The following is a 13,584-nucleotide window of genomic DNA, read 5'->3' as shown; positions in this document are numbered from 1 at the left end:
GAAGGAAGCGTGCGATGAGAATAGCTTTTCTCGGGCTCGGTCATATGGGCCTACCCATGGCCCGCAATCTCGCCGCGACCGGACATGCGGTCACCGGGTTCGACGTGTTCGAGGGCGCCCGCGAGGCTGCTCGCTCGGCGGGGTTGCCCGTGGCGGAGTCGGCGACGGATGCTGCCGCCACCGCCGATGTCGTCATCACGATGTTCCAGTCCGGGCGTCAGGTGATCGATGCCTATACGGGCGTGGAAGGCTCCGCGGGGTTGTTGTCTGTCGCGCAACCCGGAACGCTGCTCATCGACTGCTCGACGATCGCCGTCGATGAGGCGCGCGAAGCGCATGCTCTGGCCGAAGCATCCGGTCACCGCAGTCTGGACGCGCCCGTCTCGGGCGGCGTCGTGGGTGCCGAGAACGCGACCCTCGCCTTCATGGTCGGTGGGACCGACGACGACTTCGAGGCCGCCCGCCCGCTGCTCGAGGCGATGGGGCGTCGTGTCGTGCACTGCGGCGAAGCCGGGCTGGGCCAGGCGGCCAAGGTGTGCAACAACATGATCCTCGCCGTGTCGCAGATCGCGGTGGCCGAGGCATTCGTTCTCGGTGAGCGGCTCGGGCTCTCGCACCAGGCGCTGTTCGATGTGGCCTCCAATGCGTCCGGCCAGTGCTGGGCGTTGACGACGAACTGCCCGGTGCCCGGCCCTGTTCCCACGAGCCCCGCGAACCGTGACTATCAGCCGGGCTTCGCCGGAGCGCTGATGAACAAAGACCTGGGTCTCGCCGAGCAGGCGATCGCGCTGACGGGAGTAGATGCCCGAATGGGAATGCTCGCCCGTGAGATCTACCGAGACTTCGCGGCTGGGCCGGGCGCGGGGCAGGATTTCTCGGGGATCATCAAAACGATCCGCGAAGATGCCTGAGGAGACCCATGACTGACTACGAGACGATTCTCACCGAGGCCCGCGGGCGGGTGGGGTGGATCACCCTGAACCGCCCCGAGGCCCTGAACGCCCTCAACACCCAGGTGATGAAGGACGTCGTGGCTGCAGCATCCGCCTTCGACGCCGATGACGCGATCGGCGCGATCGTCGTGACCGGCTCGGAGCGGGCTTTCGCGGCCGGAGCCGACATCAAAGAGATGGAGTCGAAGACGGGCGGTGAGATGCTCATGGCCGACCACTTCGGCGGCTGGGCGCAGTTCGCCGCGGTGCGCACTCCGGTGATCGCTGCGGTGTCGGGTTACGCGCTCGGCGGCGGGTGCGAGTTGGCGATGATGTGCGACATCATCCTCGCCGCCGACACGGCGAAGTTCGGTCAGCCCGAGATCAACCTCGGAGTCATCCCGGGGATGGGTGGTTCGCAGCGGCTGATCCGCGCGGTCGGCTACTACAAGGCCGCCGAGCTGATTCTCACGGGTCGGATGATGGATGCCTCGGAAGCCGAACGCGCCGGGCTCGTCTCCCGGGTCGTCCCTGCCGCAGACCTGCTCGCCGAGGCCGAGAAGATGGCCGAGACGATCGCGGCGAAGTCGCTCCCGTCCCTGTACGCAGCCAAGGCCGTTCTCGACGCGGCGATGGAGACGCCCATGGCCGAGGGGCTGCGCCTGGAGCGCCATGTCTTCGCCGCGCTGTTCGACACCGCCGACCAGAAAGAGGGCATGGCCGCCTTCCGTGAGAAGCGGTCACCCGACTTCGAGAACCGCTAGAGCGGGTCGGGCACCGGCCGCGGGTCGGCGAAGTCGCCCGCGTCGCGGCGCAGGCGCGCGATGATCGCCACGAGTTCGTCGGTGTCGTCGGCGCTGATGCCGGGCGTCGCGAACACCTCGGTGTTGAGGGCATGGGTCGCTCGCGCGGAAAGTTCGCGGCCGGATTCCTCGAGCATGATGAGCGTCGCGCGGCCGTCCTCGGGGTGCGGCACGCGGCGCACGAGTCCGGATGCCTCCAACCGGTCGACGGTGTTCGTCACGCTGGTCGGGTGTACTTGCAGGCGAGCGGATGCCGAGGCCATCGGCATCCGTCCCCCTCTCGTGAAGCTCAAGAGCGTGAGCAGCTCGTACCGCGCGAAGGTGAGCCCGAAGGGGCGCAGCGTGGCTTCGACCCGGGCGAGCATCAACTGGTGCGCGCGCATGATCGAGGTGACGGCGGTCATGCCGGCAGCGGAATCGGTCCAGCCGTGCGCGAGCCACTGCCGACGCGCTTCGGCGATCGGATCTATCGCGAGCGGTTTCACACGTGCCACAACCGGCTCCTTCCCTTGTGGCCCACGGTAGTCGGTTTCGTCCATTCCGCACGTGGGGCATCCCGCGGCTGAAATAGACTCGATGGAGACGAAGGGGTACGCATGAAGATCGTCGTTCTGGTCAAGGAAGTTCCAGATACGTATGGTGACCGCAAGCTGAATCTCGAGACCGGGCTCGCCGAACGTGACGCGGGCGACAAGGTGCTCGATGAGATCGGTGAGCGTTCGCTCGAGGTGGCGTTGTCGTATGCCGACGCGAACGCGGGCACCGAGGTCGTCGTCGTGTCGATGGCACCCGAGTCGGCCGTGACGACCGTGCGCAAGGGACTCGCGATGGGCGCGGCGTCGGCGCTGCAGGTCGTTGACCCGGCGCTGGCAGGAGCAGACCTGGGCCTGACGGCCGAGGTGCTCGCGGCGGCGGTGAAGCGTGTGGGATTCGACCTGGTGATCACCGGCAACCTTTCGACGGACGGCACGGGTGGGGTGCTCCCGGCGATGTTGGCTGAGTTGCTCGGTGTGCCGCAGGCGACCGCGCTTTCGTCGGTGCAGATCTCTGCTGAGAGTGTGTCGGGTACGCGCGCGGCGGATGCGGGCACCGCGCATGTGACCGCGCCGCTTCCCGCGGTGATCTCGATCACTGAGGCGCTCCCGGATGCCCGTTTTCCGAACTTCAAGGGAATCATGGCGGCGAAGAAGAAGCCGTTCGAGACCGTGTCGCTCGCTGACCTCGGTGTCGACGCTGATGATCCCGCCGCCGCGCGGTCGATCATGACGGCGGTGAGCGAGAAGCCTCCGCGCTCAGGTGGAACGAAAATTGTCGACGAGGGGGATGCTGGCACCCAACTCGCCGAGTACCTTATTGCGAACCGACTGGCCTAGGGATGCTCCGATGACTGACTTTGCTGCTGATTCGATCCTCGTCCTGTTGGACCTCACCCCGTCCGGTGAGCTCGCGAAGAGCTCGGCCGGCCTGCTCGGTGCCGCGGCCGGTGCCGGAACCCCTGTTGCGCTGGTGGTGGCTTCGGCTGAGCGCCAGCAGGCGTTGGCCGAGGCGGCTGCCGGGCTCGGCGCGACCGTCGTGCTGGTGGCCGATGGTGCCGACGCTATGTCCGCGCTCTCGGTGCCGCTGGTCGACGCGTTGGCCGCGGCGGCTGCGCTGGTGCGACCGGACGCGATTCTGGTGTCGAACTCGATCGAGGGGCGGGATGTTGCGGGGCGGTACGCCGCCCGCACGCGCTCGGCGCTGTGTGTCGACGCGGTCGGCATCTCTCGTGATGACGAGGGCGTCGTGGCGCACCACTCCGTCTACGGCGGGGCCTACAACGTCGATTCCGCACCGACCTTCGGCGCCGCGGTGATCACGGTCCGTCAGGGCGCGGTTGACGCCCGGGCTGAAGCGCAGCCTGTGGTTGTCGAGCAGCTTGCGGTCGAGGCATCCGGAGCACCCGCCGCAACGATCGAGTCGTTCGAAGAAGCCGTGGTTGCCTCTTCGCGCCCCGAGTTGCGTGGTGCGGGCAAGGTTGTCGCCGGTGGGCGCGGACTGGGCTCGGGGGAGAAGTTCTCGCTGGTCGATGACCTCGCAGATGCGCTCGGCGCTGCCGTCGGCGCCTCGCGTGCGGCGGTCGATGCCGGGTACGTGCCGTACTCGTACCAGGTCGGGCAGACCGGTGTGTCGGTGTCGCCGCAGTTGTATGTCGCTCTGGGAATCTCAGGGGCGATCCAGCACAAGGCGGGTATGCAGACGGCGAAGACGATCGTCGCGATCAATAAGGACGGCGATGCCCCGATCTTCGAGATCGCTGACTTCGGCGTGGTGGGCGACCTGTTCACGGTCGTGCCGCAGCTGATCGCCGCGCTCGAAGCGAACAAGGCCAAGTAGGGCTCCGGCGGATGGCGACCTTCAGCACGCAGGTGCGGCGCGGGCTTCCGCGGCACCCCGGCGGCGACCCCTGGCCCCCGGCCGGGGAAGCACATGTCGACGTCGCCAGCGTCGCCGCGGGTGTTGTCGCCGGCGCGGATGTGTCAGATGTTGCCGCGTCCGCGGAGGCTGAGCGACAAGATGTGACGCCTTCGGCCCCAGCACCAGATGCCGATGTGTCAGAGGTTGTCGCTTCTGCGGGTGCAGAGCGGCCAGATGCGACACTTCCTGCGGTCGGAGCGCAGCGCGCGGTGCGCCGCGGGTTGCCCCGCGTTCCGGGCGGCGAGCCCTGGCCCCCGGCATCCACCGTGGCGCCGGTTGCGGCCTCTGTCGTTGCGACGGCGGTTCCGGATGCTTCGCCCCAGCCGGCCACGACCGCCGAAGACTCTCCGGCTCTGGTGGCAGCCGTGGCCGCTCCCGCTGCCGCCGTGCGGCAGCACGCGACACCCGACGCAGGTTCGGCCCAGCCGCTCCGCCGGGGTCTTCCCCGCGTAGCCGGGGGAGAACCCTGGCCTCCGGCCGGGTTCGCGCCCTCGGCTGAGGTCTCAGCGGCAGCAACACCAGCGGAGCAGCCTGAGGCGCTCGAGGTCGCGGGGGACGCAGCATCCGTGCCCGCCGTCGTGGAGCCCGTCCTCACCACAACCGCCGTCGCAACGACCACCGACCTGTCGACCCCTCTGCCATTCACGCGCACCGTGTGGGCGGGGGCTGCGGCGCAACAGCGTTTCGCGAACCCGCATCCGAAACCCACCCCACCACCCGCGAAGATCGGGCCGTTCACGAAACTGCAGTGGGCGGGCATCACCGTGATCGGCGGAATCACGCTGCTGCTCCTTGCGGGAATGGCCGTCGCCGCGGTGCGCTGGCTCCTCTCGACCGAACCCGGCTCCCACTGGCTTGCTACCTACCCGGGGGAGTACCACCTGCCCGAAGGGGCCCCGGTCGGGTTCCCCGCGTGGCTGGGATGGCAGCACTTCTTCAACGTGTTCCTGATGGTGCTGATCATCCGGACCGGACTCCAGGTGCGCACCGAGAAACGTCCGACCGCGTTCTGGTCACCGCGCACCAACAAGAAGCGCAAGATCAGCCTCAACCTCTGGCTACACCAGGGTCTTGACCTGTTGTGGGTGATCAACGGTGTGATCTTCGTTGTGCTGCTCTTCGTCAGCGGGCAGTGGATGCGGATCGTGCCCACTTCGTGGGAAGTGTTCCCGAACGCGATCTCGGCGGTGCTGCAGTACATCTCGTTGGACTGGCCCACCGAGAACGGCTGGGTGAACTATAACTCGGTGCAGCAGCTCGCGTACTTCGTCACGGTCTTCATCGCCGCCCCGCTCGCCATCATCACCGGTGTGCGCATGTCGGGCATCTGGCCCAAGAACGCGACCGCTCTCAACAAGGCGTACCCGGTCGAATGGGCACGCGCGATCCACTTCCCGGTGATGCTCTACTTCGTGTTGTTCATCTTCGTCCACGTCGTCCTCGTCTTCGCGACCGGAGCCCTCCGCAACCTGAACCACATGTACGCCGCGCAGGGCTCGACAGACCCCAACGCGTACGCCGACAACTGGGCCGGATTCTTCATCTTCACCGCCTCGATCGCCGTCATCGCCATCGGCTGGGCAGCAGCCCGCCCGCTGGTCGTCGCACCGATCGCGAAACTGTTCGGGAGCGTCAGCGGCCGCTGACGTTTCCGCGGACGCGAAGGCTCTAGGCAAATCCCCGCGAGAACTCAGTTCGCCGACGAGAACCCCGTCTACGCCTGTGCTCTCGTCGCGGGACTGGGTTCTCGCGGGTTGAAGGGGTCGCGCGGGGAGAGGGTCGAGCGGGGAGCGGGTCAGGCGGTGTCGGAGGCCGCGGAACGAGCGCCCGCAGCGAAGCCGTCGGCGTAGGCCTCATCCGCTCCGAGTCGGAACATGTCGCGCTCAAGCGGGCGCACGATCGAACGCGCACCCGGAAGATCGACGGGTCCGACGAGGTCAGCGCGCCCGCGCACGACGGCGACGGGCAACTTCGAAGCCTTGCCCTTGACGAGGTCGGCGGCCGAAGCGATTTCGTCGGCGACGCACGGCATGGTGACGACGAGGGGTCGACCTTCAGCATCCGTCTGCCCGCGCAGGTCTTCGAACACGTGCACGCCGGCCGCGCCGATCGCTGAGTCGGTCTGCCCTTCGCGCCATGCGCGGCCGAGGGTATCGGTCACGATGACGCCGATCTCCACGCCGAGCCGGGAACGCAAACCCGCGGCGATCGCGCGGGCCGAGGCATCCGGGTCCACGGGCAATAGGAGAATCGTGCCCTCGGGGGTGTTCGAGGCGTCGACGCCGGCAGCCGCAGACACCATTCCGAGCTTGTTCTGCACGATGCGGGTGCGGTGGCCGGATGATTCGCGCGTCGCGACGACGCGTACGGTCTCAGCGGTGATGGCATCTTCACGGTCGGATGCTGCGACCATCCGCCCTTCGGCCTTCGAGACGATCTTCGACGTCACGACGACGATGTCACCGTCGCGCAGCGAATCCCCGCACGCGCGGCCGATGAGGTCGACGAGATCATCGCCCTCGGCGACCTCGGGGATACCCTCGAGGGCCCAAATCTGGAGCAACGTGGGCTTAGCGGACGAAGCGCACCTCGGTGAGCGTCTCGCCGAGGAAGGGCTCGGTGTGCGCGGCGCCATCGAGTGTGAAGCCGTTGCGCGTGTAGAAACGGTGCGCGCGGGGGTTGTCTTCGGCCACCCACAGGTACACCGACTCGTCAGAGCCGATGACCGAGTCGAACAGGCGCTGCCCGATCCCGGTGCCGTGGTGGGCATCGAGAAGGTAGATGAAGTACAGCTCACGGAACGCCGGGGCGTCCTTGTCGCGGGCGGGGCCCGAACCGGCGAACCCGACGATCTCGCCGTCGACGAGCGCGGCGAACATCTTGAAGTCGGGCCCCTGAACGGCCCAATGGGTCCACAGTTCAGCCATGCGGCGCGGTGAGATCTTTTCGAGCGCGGCCTTGCTGATGAGGTGGTCGTAGGTCTCGTGCCAGCAGGTGGCGTGAACGCGGCCGAGGGCCTCGGCGTCAACGTCACGTACCGGACGGACGACAATGTCGGTCTGGATTTCGGCTTCCATGCCGCGACTCTACGCTCGCCTCCGGACGACACGAAATCGAGCGGACGGTTGACAGCGAAGGGCCCCGGCCGCCACTCCTGCACTGTCGGCATCCCACAATCGAATCGCTGAGTTCTTCGCGGATCGCTACGATCACTCCTCGTGAACGTGATCTGGCGAACCCTCCTGACGATCTGGCGTGCCAAGGTGCAATTGCGTCGCCATGGACGCCTCGCACCGACCGCTATCGGACGCGTGCGCGTGCGTACACTTCCCACCGACATCGATCTGCTCGGGCACATGAACAACGGTCGCTACGGGTCGCTGTTCGACCTCGGCCGGTTCGACCTGCTGATCCGCACCGGCCTCTGGGATCTGCTGAACGAGCGCAAGTGGTACGCGGTCGTCGCGAGCGAGACGATCACCTTTCGCAAGTCGCTCGAGCTCTGGCAGCCCTTCATCGTCGAGTCGCGTCTGCTGGGTCACGACGACAAATCGTCCTACCTCATCCACCGTGCGGTGGTTGATGGCGAGATCTACGCCGAGATGATCGTGCGCGCACGATTCCTTCGCCGCAGCGGCGGCATCGTGCCCCTCGAAGAGCTCTTCGACGCACTTCACCGGCCCGATGACCTGCCCGAGCTTGAGTCGTGGGTCACGGAATGGGCCGAGGCGTCCGCTCTTCCGTCGACCAAGAATCCCGCTCCCAGCCACTGGCACTGACCTCACATACCGCAGAAGCGAGGGATCGGCAAGGCGTTTGCCAGAGTGCGCGCCGTCGGGTTGCGTGGACAATGCACCGGTGACCCCCCGCCGGCGCGGAAACGAAGGAGCCTGCCGTGGACACCACCGCACTCATCTGGATCGCCGTCGCGGTCGTCATCGTCATCGTCATCGTTGCGGTCGTCATCGCGATGACCTCGCGCGGACGCCGTCAGCATCGCGAGCAGGCGCAGCACGAAAAGGCAGAGAAGCTCCGCGAAGAGGCTCGCGAATCCGACCTCGCCGCCCGAGAGCATGAAGCGAAGCTCGCGCAGTCGCGCGCCGACGCCGCCTCGGCGACGGCTGCGTCTGAGCAGGCCAAGGCTCGCGCGGCGCAGGCTGAGATCGACGCGCAACAGCATGCCGAGCAGATCGACGTGCACGCCGCCGATGTCGAGGAGCAACGCCGCGCCCAGCAGGAGACACTGCGCAAGGCGGATGACATCGACCCGTATGTCGACACGAACCGCACGGACGCCTCGAACAGTGGGGATGCCGCACCGCGCACGGCAGATGCCGACCGCGCCGGCGCAGACCGTGTGGCGGATGCCGACCGAGCGCACGACGTCCCCCGTGTGGCGGAGCCGACTGTCGCCGACCAGCCGCGCGCGGATGACGAGCCGATCGTTAGGACTCACACCGACGAAGCTGCGCCGCAGCGCGATGCCGAGATGATCCGCACCGAGCGCGACCGCGTGGACGAGCCCGCTCCGACCCGTCGCACAGACACCGTTTAGGACCCCGGGTTGCGTCCGCGTTCGCGCGCGCGGACCCGCCCGGGGCTTCCTCGGCCCGTGGTGGCGAGACGCCGCAGGGAGGGTCCGGTGCAGGGACGCTAGCGTGGACACGTGATCGACATCCTGCGCACGGCTGCCCGTGTCTTGTGGATGCACTGGCCGGCGTTGCTGGCCTGGTATGTCGCAGGGACGCTGGCTTGGTACGCGTCGATCGAACTCGCGGGCTTCGTCGGGGCGTACAACGCCCTAGCCGGAACTCTTCTGTTGCCGATCTCGATTCTGTGTCGACTGGTGCCGTTCGTGGCGATGCTGCTCATTTTGCGAGACGGCATGCGCTCGCTCAGATCGGTCGAGACGCTTCCGACTGATCGACAGTCGCGACGCGCGTCGTTCGTTGGCGCGCTTTTGGCGGGCATCCTCCCGTTCTTCGCGTTCTACGCCGCGTGGGGCTTCCTCCGTGACGACGCCTCGGCGTACTTCTCCCGCGTGCTCGAGGTCAATCAGGCACTCATTTTCGAACCTGCCGGTGACGGCGCGGTCGGCGAACTCGTGCTCGGGCCGCTCACCATCGCTCTGATCGTCGTGGCATTCGTCCTGCGTTGGCTGCTGGCTCGCTATCGCCCGCGACTGCCCAAGTTCTTCGCCATCTTCGCTGCCTACCTCGAGGCGCTCTGGGTCTATTTGACGATCGTGCTGCTCTCGCAGGCGATCGACCTCGTCACGGCATGGGTAGCCAGTCGTCAAGCCATGGTGTGGTTGGCAGATCTGCGCGAGACGATCGCTGCGGGTTTCGCCCCGCTTGCTTTCGTGTGGGACGGTATCGAGTGGCTGCTGGGAGAAGCCGGCGGCATCATCCTGCTCCCGATCGCCTGGCTGACGATCGCCGGTGTGGTCTACGGCCAAGCCGTCGCGCCCGAGCGAGTCTCGGTGAAGATCGCGGGGCTCGACAGCATCCGGTCCCGCTACCTCGGGCTACCCGCCCGTGCGCGTTCGCGACTCAATGACCTGTGGGCAAGTCTGACGTCGCGCTTTCGGCCGATCGGTGCGGCGCTCGTGCTCATGTGGCGGGCGGGGCCCGTGCTCGTTGGCTCGTACGTGCTGATCTACACGGTCCTCCTGGCCGTGGAGAACCTTCTCATGGTCGCGGCTACCCGACTCGTGGGGCCGCATGAACTCGCGTTCTGGATGGCCAATATGGCGCTGGTCACGCTCGCCGTGCCGTTCGTGATCGAGCCCTTGCGTGTGAGCCTCGTCGCCGGTGCCTATGACGCTGTTGTGGGAAACCTCACCGTGCGGCCCGCAGACGCTACTGCCCAGGACGAGTACCTGCCGGACGAGGAGACGGTCGCGGTGGACCCACTCACGGCGGACCCGCTTACGGCGGACCCGCTTACGGCTCCACCCGCAGACGGGCAAGATCCGGCCATCCCTCGACCGAGTTGACGTCGACAGTGAAAGGACCCGTCGCGTCTTCGGGAACGACGTACTCGAGTCGAAGAGAGTACGGCAAGGACTCCTCGCTGGAGCACGATGTGATGTCTTCGTCGAAACCCCGATTGAGTTCGACGGATCGCTCATTCCACGCACGCTGCAGCCCGCCGACCTCGTGAAGTTGCGGGCTCAGACACGCGATCGGGTTCGTCGGGTCTGGATCGATCTCTACCGTCACCGCCACCACGCGGGTGCCGCGCGGAGCGGCCGGGTCATCGTTGATCTCTGCCTGCGCTGGCCCGACAGTCGCGCCGGCATACTTCACCGATTCGCCGAGTGCGACGAACACGTCGTGAGAGGCTCCGCCGCGCTGGGCTGACTCCTGACTGGCCACCGTGACGAATGTCGCGGGCAGAACGACCACCAGGACTCCGAGCGCGACAGCGTTGCGTCGCCACCAGCCCGTCATCGACTGCGCCATTCGGCCGGACGAAGTTCGACGGATGCTTCGGTCTCGAGTTCTGCGAGATCAACGGTCACTTCGATGACGGAATCGAGACGCGCATCGGCGTTGACCGCAAAGCGCAGAACGCCCGTGCCGGCGACCACATCATCGGCGAGTTCGAACGCGAGTGATCCAGTTTGCGGGATGCCCGCGAACAGTCCGGCCTGCAGAAACGACCTCGGGCGTTCGCTGGCGCGGTACGTTCGGCCATCGACAGTGAACGTCGCCAGCGTGAGCGAGACTCCGAACTCCTCAACGACCGCGGCGGCCTCCAGATCGACGACGAGCCAGTTGCCCTCGGCCGTCCATCCGTCCTCCAGAACGGATTCGGCCTTGCGCACTTCATCGACGCGAACCGCGAGGTTGCGCCCGACGCCCTCATCGCCGTTCGCCGCTGCCACAGGAAAAGGTGCCTCGTGGGCGGACTCGCTCGGTGTCACGAGTGCCACGAGCCACGCAAGCGCGAGGAGGCCTGTGGCGATCATCCACTGCGTCCGGCGCCTCACTCGGTCACTCCCGATCCGACGTCCTCTGCCACCACAGTGACCTCGCCGGCCGGGACGGGATCGGTCCACCACTGCCCGCTCGCGACGAACGAGCCGACGTGCAACGACATGGTGTTGACCGTGACGACGATCTCGTCGCCCTCACTGAAGTCTTCGGGGTCGATCGCCCACGTCAGCACGATCGAGGCTGGTACGCCCGGTTGGAGTCGCGGATTGCCGGTGGCATCGTCGTAGCGTGCTGCCGACTCAGCCGGATCGAGACCCTGCACACGCACGGCGCCCGCCAGGCCCTCTTCAGAAACGGCCGCGAGCGGCTCAGTCCAGGTGTTCACGACCTCCAACTGCACGGCAAGCACACGCTGTCCGTCTTCGACGTAGATCCCTGCTTCAGGAAACTCGTCGATGAGCACGGCGCGCTCCACCGACACCGTGAAGGGAGTGGCGACGACCTCTTCCTTGGGCTCAGCCGAGGTCACGGGCTCTTCGGCGGCCGTGGCGAGTCCACCGAACGCGGCGGTCACAGCCAGGAAGACTCCCGTTCCGATGGCGGCGAACCATTTCGTCGGCACTCGATCGGTCGTTGCGCGTATCCACGCGAACCGCCGCCGCGCGGGAGTGGTTTCGGTCACTAGCCCAGACTACGAGCACCGTCTTCCGGCCCGTGAGCCGCTGGGCCACGCGTGTCGTGTACGAACCGCGTCTTGGCCGATAATGTGACCTCATCGGCGCGAGGCGCCGGGAATGGGGAACCCGTGTCTGAGCCCACGCCGACGTCGACGTCAACCTCAAAGCCGACGCAGACCGTGACCGTCACCAAATCCACCGCGATCTGGGTGATCGTCGGGGCGGTCATCGTCGCGATCGTCGCAGCTCTCCTCGGCGGCTGGATCGGCGGCGCCGTCGCTACACGCGACGAGGCCGCACCCAGCGCGTCGCCGTCACCGACGCCGTCTCCTGAGCCGAGCGAAGATCCCGAGATCGACGAAGAAGCGCTCGAAGAGATCGTCAGCGAGATCATGCCCGCGGGCTCCGCGGTTCGCGTCGGGCGTGGCGAGCCTGCCGCCGATCAGGGTCGGGTCGGCGACGTGTACATCAACCTCACCAACTCGGACGTCTTCGTCCTTCGCGAGAGTGGATGGGAGCGCGTAGGTAACCTGCGCGTCGACATGGCCGAGAACCTCGTCGGGCCGGAGGGCGCGCCCGGAGCTCCGGGCGGTACGGGTGAGACCGGCGCCTCCGGGGCCCCGGGCCAGGATGGCACTCAGGTTGTTCTCGGAGACGGCGCCCCGCCTGCCGATGCGACCTGCGAACCCGATGGCAGCGTCTATATCGATACGTCGACGTCGACGTATTACTCCTGCGTCGCCGGCGTCTGGGCGCTGTTCGGAGAGGAACCCGCGACCGAGTGAGGCTCGCCCTCCCGGATCGGGAAGGCGTCGCGCAGCGCGTCGAGCACGCTGCGGATGCCGGGGCGCGAGGTGGACGACCCGCGCACGGCCGTGAAGATCTCTCGCGTCGGCGTGGACGGAAGGTCGACGAGCCGTACGGGTGGAACGCGGCCAGCCCACACGAGGTCGGGGAGCAAGCCCACGGCGAGGCCGGAATCGATCAGCCCGACGTGCGCGGTGAGATCGGAGAGCGAGAACCGCACATCGGGCTCGAAGCCGGCTGCGCGGCACTGCTGCACCGCCCACTGGCGTGCCGCGGTGCCTTCGGGCTCCATGGCCCAGGGCCGCTCGGCGAGGTCGGCAAGTGTGGTTTCGCGCGATTCACGGGGGAGGGCGAGGCGGATCACATCCTCGCCGAGGGTCGCACGCTCGAGCCCGGCTTCGTGGGCACGTGTGTGACCGGGATACTGCTCGGCGATCACGAGGTCGAACTTCCGGGCGGAAAGCTCGAAAAGGCCCTCCTCGGGCGGTAGCTGGGCCACTTCGACCCGGATGTTCGGCGCACGCTCGGCGAGAAGAGCGAGCGCGGAGGGAAGAATCGCCTGCGCTGCGGTCTGCATGGCCGCGATTCGCACGGGCGCGATTCCCGGCCGCAGTGCTTCGAGCTCGCCGCGGATTCCCTCGTCGAGCTCGAGCGCCCGTGCAGCGTGTGCGGCCAGCGCCGCACCGTGCTCGGTGAGTCGGACTCGACGGCCGTCGGCCACGAACAGCGGCACTCCGGCTTCGCGTTCGAGCTGGGCGAGCTGCTGCGAGATCGTCGACGGGCTGTACGAGAGCGCCTCGGCGACCGCGGCGAGCGTGCCGCGCAGCTCGAGTTCGTGCAGAAGGCGGAGCCGCCGCAGCTCGAACACGTCGGCCTCCTTTGACCATTCATCGATGACATCGATGGATACTGATCGTAGATCATCGCTTTTCATGACGGATGCGTCGGCGCACACTGGACTCACCCA

16 protein-coding genes are annotated in these 13,584 nt (G+C 67.3%); 9 read left to right on the top strand and 7 right to left on the bottom strand.

From position 1 onward, the window contains the following. Positions 1–14: 14 nt before the first annotated feature. Together mmsB and LG299_RS08830 are read left to right on the top strand one after the other, a co-directional pair. Positions 15–911, top strand: coding sequence for a 3-hydroxyisobutyrate dehydrogenase (gene mmsB / locus LG299_RS08835; protein WP_404429312.1), 897 nt, complete (start codon positions 15–17; stop codon positions 909–911). Between the two features lie 8 nt (positions 912–919). Continuing rightward, a complete protein-coding gene (locus LG299_RS08830) occupies positions 920–1,696 on the top strand; it encodes an enoyl-CoA hydratase-related protein (RefSeq protein WP_404429310.1) in 777 nt (258 codons plus the stop codon). On the opposite strand, the gene LG299_RS08825 is transcribed toward LG299_RS08830, so the two are convergent. Continuing rightward, on the bottom strand, positions 1,693–2,229 hold the full coding sequence (locus LG299_RS08825; RefSeq protein ID WP_404429308.1) for a MarR family winged helix-turn-helix transcriptional regulator: 537 nt from the start codon (positions 2,227–2,229) through the stop codon (positions 1,693–1,695). The genes LG299_RS08830 and LG299_RS08825 overlap by 4 nt on opposite strands. 102 nt (positions 2,230–2,331) lie before the next feature. Between LG299_RS08825 and LG299_RS08820 the strand changes: the two genes are divergently transcribed. From LG299_RS08820 to LG299_RS08810, 3 genes are read left to right on the top strand one after another with little or no spacing between them, the layout of a single operon-like run. Then, entirely contained in the window at positions 2,332–3,108 is a 777-nt protein-coding gene (locus tag LG299_RS08820) for an electron transfer flavoprotein subunit beta/FixA family protein (protein ID WP_404429306.1), read from the top strand. Positions 3,109–3,118: 10 nt separating this feature from the next. Continuing rightward, positions 3,119–4,108, top strand: a complete 990-nt coding sequence (locus tag LG299_RS08815) for an electron transfer flavoprotein subunit alpha/FixB family protein (RefSeq protein WP_404429304.1) — start codon at positions 3,119–3,121, stop codon at positions 4,106–4,108. A gap of 11 nt (positions 4,109–4,119) precedes the next feature. Next, positions 4,120–5,835, top strand: a complete 1,716-nt coding sequence (locus tag LG299_RS08810) for a cytochrome b/b6 domain-containing protein (protein ID WP_404429302.1) — start codon at positions 4,120–4,122, stop codon at positions 5,833–5,835. A 149-nt stretch (positions 5,836–5,984) separates the two neighbouring features. Here the strand turns inward: LG299_RS08810 and LG299_RS08805 are convergent, their stop codons facing one another. Beyond that, on the bottom strand, positions 5,985–6,752 hold the full coding sequence (locus tag LG299_RS08805) for a coenzyme F420-0:L-glutamate ligase (protein ID WP_404429300.1): 768 nt from the start codon (positions 6,750–6,752) through the stop codon (positions 5,985–5,987). 7 nt (positions 6,753–6,759) lie between these two features. Continuing rightward, a complete protein-coding gene (locus tag LG299_RS08800) occupies positions 6,760–7,266 on the bottom strand; it encodes a GNAT family N-acetyltransferase (protein ID WP_404429298.1) in 507 nt (168 codons plus the stop codon). Positions 7,267–7,407: 141 nt separating this feature from the next. Between LG299_RS08800 and LG299_RS08795 the strand changes: the two genes are divergently transcribed. From LG299_RS08795 to LG299_RS08785, 3 genes are all read left to right on the top strand, one after another. Continuing rightward, positions 7,408–7,968 carry an acyl-CoA thioesterase gene (locus LG299_RS08795; RefSeq protein WP_404429296.1) on the top strand — a complete coding sequence of 187 codons (561 nt, stop codon included), beginning with the start codon at positions 7,408–7,410 and terminating at the stop codon, positions 7,966–7,968. Between the two features lie 116 nt (positions 7,969–8,084). Next, complete coding sequence (locus tag LG299_RS08790) at positions 8,085–8,744, top strand: hypothetical protein (protein WP_404429294.1); 660 nt, start codon at positions 8,085–8,087, stop codon at positions 8,742–8,744. A 111-nt stretch (positions 8,745–8,855) separates the two neighbouring features. After that, positions 8,856–10,187: a hypothetical protein gene (locus LG299_RS08785; protein WP_404429292.1), complete on the top strand. Its 1,332-nt coding sequence runs from the start codon at positions 8,856–8,858 to the stop codon at positions 10,185–10,187. On the opposite strand, the gene LG299_RS08780 is transcribed toward LG299_RS08785, so the two are convergent. Genes LG299_RS08780 through LG299_RS08770 form a run of 3 tightly spaced genes read right to left on the bottom strand, consistent with a single transcriptional unit; the run spans position 10,135 to position 11,815 of the window. Continuing rightward, the gene (locus LG299_RS08780) at positions 10,135–10,644 is read right to left on the bottom strand and encodes a hypothetical protein (RefSeq protein WP_404429290.1); all 510 of its coding nucleotides are present in this window, start codon (positions 10,642–10,644) and stop codon (positions 10,135–10,137) included. The genes LG299_RS08785 and LG299_RS08780 overlap by 53 nt on opposite strands. Then, positions 10,641–11,165 (bottom strand): hypothetical protein, encoded by a 525-nt coding sequence (locus tag LG299_RS08775; RefSeq protein WP_404429288.1) that lies wholly within the window; start codon positions 11,163–11,165, stop codon positions 10,641–10,643. Before LG299_RS08775 ends, LG299_RS08780 begins: the two co-directional genes overlap by 4 nt. A gap of 17 nt (positions 11,166–11,182) precedes the next feature. Continuing rightward, a complete protein-coding gene (locus tag LG299_RS08770; protein WP_404429286.1) occupies positions 11,183–11,815 on the bottom strand; it encodes a hypothetical protein in 633 nt (210 codons plus the stop codon). A gap of 123 nt (positions 11,816–11,938) precedes the next feature. On the opposite strand from LG299_RS08770, the gene LG299_RS08765 reads away from it, so the two are divergent. After that, on the top strand, positions 11,939–12,595 hold the full coding sequence (locus tag LG299_RS08765) for a hypothetical protein (RefSeq protein ID WP_404429284.1): 657 nt from the start codon (positions 11,939–11,941) through the stop codon (positions 12,593–12,595). Here the strand turns inward: LG299_RS08765 and LG299_RS08760 are convergent. Further along, a complete protein-coding gene (locus LG299_RS08760) occupies positions 12,538–13,485 on the bottom strand; it encodes a LysR family transcriptional regulator (protein WP_404429282.1) in 948 nt (315 codons plus the stop codon). The genes LG299_RS08765 and LG299_RS08760 overlap by 58 nt on opposite strands. Positions 13,486–13,584 lie beyond the last annotated feature (99 nt).

The organism is Microbacterium lacus (assembly GCF_044794305.1).
GTDB lineage: Bacteria > Actinomycetota > Actinomycetes > Actinomycetales > Microbacteriaceae > Microbacterium > Microbacterium lacus_B.
This window is presented reverse-complemented; position numbering and strand designations above follow the sequence as displayed.